This window comes from Endozoicomonas sp. ONNA1 (assembly GCF_024606325.1).
Taxonomy (GTDB): domain Bacteria; phylum Pseudomonadota; class Gammaproteobacteria; order Pseudomonadales; family Endozoicomonadaceae; genus Endozoicomonas_A.
In genome coordinates this window covers 1-1,605 of record NZ_JAHHPN010000976.1, presented here as the reverse complement: position 1 = coordinate 1,605, position 1,605 = coordinate 1, and the positions used below count along the sequence as shown (strand labels likewise).

2 protein-coding genes are annotated in these 1,605 nt (G+C 48.2%); both read right to left on the bottom strand.

Annotated elements, in window-relative coordinates; genetic code table 11:
• Nucleotides 1-272: hypothetical protein (locus KDK19_RS23560; RefSeq protein ID WP_257293079.1), on the bottom strand; the 272-nt coding region annotated here is incomplete at its 3' end.
• Between the two features lie 120 nt (nucleotides 273-392).
• Nucleotides 393-1,605, bottom strand: a 1,213-nt coding sequence (locus KDK19_RS23555) for a hypothetical protein (protein ID WP_257293078.1), incomplete at its 5' end; no start/stop codon positions are given.

Genomic DNA, 1,605 nt, shown 5'->3' with positions numbered 1-1,605 from the left:
ACTGAGAGCTTTGCCGTCTCCCTCCCGGACAGGGTATTTATTATGAACCACAACTGGGCGGCTACGATGGTACTGGCGGCACGATCCAGCAACTGATTAAGAAACAAGCTCGTCTGGAAGATGAGATTAAAACCAGAGAAGCAGACATTGAGAAAATGAACGAAGTCCTGAAGGCTGCAGAGGAAGCCGCCGAACATGACGGCGGTCCCTTCCAGTTCACTCCGAAACAGGAAAAAGCCCGGGCTGATATCCACAAATTCGTGCAGCAGCACCCTCTCAAAAAACAGGCTCTGGAAGCCGCACTGGGCCTGACCGAAGCAGCAGCAGAGAGCGGTAAGGCAACACCGTTCCTTACGACTTTCGATTTTGACGATGAATTTGCACCGATTCGCTTACAGACAATGGTCGGAGACAATTTGAGTTTTGATCAGGCCAGCCGGATTGTGGAAGTCTTCAAAAACCTGAAGAGGCACTTTCCGGTCATCCCTCACGAGCCTCCGGAAGATCAGTCTCAGAATGTACTGACAACAATCGAAAAGCTGGTATTCAGGGCTGGCTTTGGGACGGTTCGGTGTTTTGGTGTTTTTCAGATCCGCCAAGTCTTGACGGAGCCTTTTAACCTCAGCCTCCTGTAGCTGATTGAGGTTTACTGCCCTGTGATTTTCCTTAATACATTGAGTGGCCATTGCCCTTGTTTCACGTGCTGTCTTTGATATTTCGGCAAGTTCAGCCTCTTTTACCTGCAACTTTTCCAGCTTGCTTTCCATCTCAAACAGTTGCCCGGTAATGTCACCCATCAATTTGGAAGCAAAGCGTTCGTCTTCGGCAAAAGGATCTCCAGTTACTTCGGCGGCAATGGGTATGACTTTCTGAATATTCTGGAAAAAATACCGGTTAGCCAGAAGGTTTCTAAGTGTGGGTTTAAAGACGAAATGTTTTGCAAGTTGCATATGCATCCAGGTTGGCGTGATGAACGACGAAGCGGCTCTGATGTGTGGTATTGTGAATTCAAATTCATCTGCTCCATCTGAGCTGGCACTGGTCAATGCCTGCTGAAGAGATTCATAGAATGCAAGCGTCACCAGTTTATCTTCGAATGCGGCTATTGTTTGTTCATTAGCATTGTGCTCGGCAGCTAAAGTCTCCAGCAGTGCCATCTGCCTGCTTCGAATGACGTGCTGGTAGCTTTTGACCTTGTCTTTTTTAATAAGCTGAGCTGTTGCTTCAGAAGCACGGTCATTACCATCAAATTCTCCCCATAGGTCGTAGAGACCTTCCACAAAAGCGATATCGGTCGGATTCTGTTTCTGACTACGGAAAACAATCACTTCCCCTGTAGCCTGAATCAGTTCCATTTTTGGATAACCCTCAGGCACAGGATAAGGCTGTGCCACATCCTCGATGTGGACAACATAGCCGACGGGTTTATGGTATGACAACAGATCATTAAGGGCTTTCTGTTGTATACCTTCCCCCAGAACGTGAACCTGAGTGTAGGCAGAGGTGGCTGCTGCTAAAAGAGCCTCATCATTAACAAAAAGTGATTGACCCAGGTGCTGCAGCGCAGGAGGCTGATCGCCACAGGCGATAAGACGCATGAAGGTG